Origin of the sequence: Microcoleus sp. Pol12B3 (assembly GCF_036701355.1) — a bacterium.
Classification (GTDB): domain Bacteria; phylum Cyanobacteriota; class Cyanobacteriia; order Cyanobacteriales; family Microcoleaceae; genus Microcoleus.
On sequence record NZ_JAUBQS010000156.1, the window covers coordinates 1 to 1,919 of the forward strand.

At 39.6% G+C, this 1,919-nt stretch carries 2 pseudogenes; both read left to right on the forward strand.

The annotated features are described in order from the left end of the window. Positions 1-77 precede the first annotated feature (77 nt). A pseudogene (locus tag QUA53_RS28930) lies at positions 78-237 on the forward strand (IS4 family transposase); the annotation flags it as partial. Between the two features lie 670 nt (positions 238-907). Further along, positions 908-1,613, forward strand: a pseudogene (locus tag QUA53_RS28935) (IS1 family transposase). The last annotated feature ends 306 nt before the right edge of the window (positions 1,614-1,919 follow it).

The window sequence follows — 1,919 nt, forward strand, 5'->3', positions numbered from 1 at the left end:
AACTTTTGTTACCTCTGTGGAAAAAATCCTGAAAGAATTTGGAGAAAACTATGTAATTAATTTTGTCTAGCTACTTACTACTAGGACATTGGGCTGTACGGTCATTAATTTTTCTCTTCAGCAAGCAACGCAGGTGTTTCACCATTGCGTCTTTCTTTTACTGGAACATTACGAGTTATTCGTCGCGATCTCCCAAAATTTCAGCGGTTACAACCACAGGAACTTCCCTTTTTTTGAATTGGTTGACTTTGGAGATACTTGACCAACTTCTACCTCAAAGGGTTCAGAGAAACAACCCAAGAGTTGTGAAAAAGCCTGTCTCAAAATTTCGCTCTAAACAAGTTAAACACAGAGGTACTGGAATAATAATGAATCCTCCTGTATTTATTGTTTTAAGCACTGCATAACTCTTAACTGAACCGTATTGGGGTATAATGTATCGCTCGGTTCGCGCTAGACTATCCTAGGAAATTTACAGCCCGCCCGCACCCCATGTGACAGTTGGGGTGCGGAATGTGGGTTTAAGAGCTGAGGATATAACTTGGAAAGGACTAATTTAACGGGCAACCGATTGAGTAAATTATTAATTTTGCTATCATTAGCATAATCCAAGGGATAGATATTAAGTCAAAGCAAGTTCAAGAATATCTAGGTAGAAAAACAGAAAGTCACAGAAAATATGCTAGACATAGCACTTTTTATATTGGACTGTGGGGTGAATCATGGGTCGATTTAATCTAGTAATTGGCTGGTTGTTGTTGAATTAATGTCTTTGTCCCCACACAAACTACCTAATTATCAACAACGCTTGAGAGCTATGAGACTTATTAGGCGTTGCTGAATTGATGTATGATATAGCGATCGAGAGCAAAGTTGACGAAAAACAATGAACAGCAAATTAGAGTCAATCGAATGTCCTGAATGCAAGTCAACTCGTATTAATAAGAATGGGCATAAAGCAGGTAAACAGAATCATATATGTGTTGATTGTGGTAGGCAATTCATAGATTCCTATCAATCCCATCAAGGGTATGCACAGGAAGTTAAAAGAGAGTGTCTAAAAATGTATGTCAATGGCATGGGTTTTAGGGCAATTGAGAGAGTTAAAGGAGTCCATCACACTAGTATTATTAATTGGGTTAAGCAGGTAGGAGAATTGCTCCCAAATGCCTAGGATTCAGAAATAATTCCCGAGGTGGGGGAACTGGATGAGTTGGAAACATTTGTCGGCTCAAAAAAAACAAAATCTGGCGAGCGACGGCGGTCAATCACTTTCAACCAGGAATCTTAGGATGGGTAATGGGCGACCATAGTGCAAAAACTTTTCAGCCATTATGGGAACTAGTCGGTAGCTGGAAATGCTACTTTTATGTCACGGATGGATGGCCAGTCTATCCGATATTTATTCCAGATGGAGACCAGATTATCTGTAAAACTTATATGACTAGAGTAGAGGGAGAAAATACAAGGCTTAGACACTATGCAAGCTCGACTTCATCGTAAGACACTTTGCTATTCTCGCGTCAAAAGAAATGCTAGCACATTCAGTTAGATTACTAATTCACTATCTCAAGTTCTGGGATGTTCCCACCCCATATCCTGCTAACTATTAAATGTAGCTAAAGATTCCATCCTGTTTTGAATAATGTTTTTGGATCTCGATCGCTACATCATACATCAATTCAGCAACGCCACTTATTAAATCAGCATTATAGGCAACTTGTCGCCCCGACAGATTAATTCATTACCTCAAGTGTAGTGATGCCACTGTACCCGCGATCTTCATTCCTTAATTCAGCACCCCCCATGCTGTTAGAGAGGCTCGAAGGCGAGGTCATTGATTATAAACCTTGTGACTATTATTTTGACCCAGTCAGGAAGTTTGCTTGAAAAGTTATTCCAGAAATGGAGCTTATTCC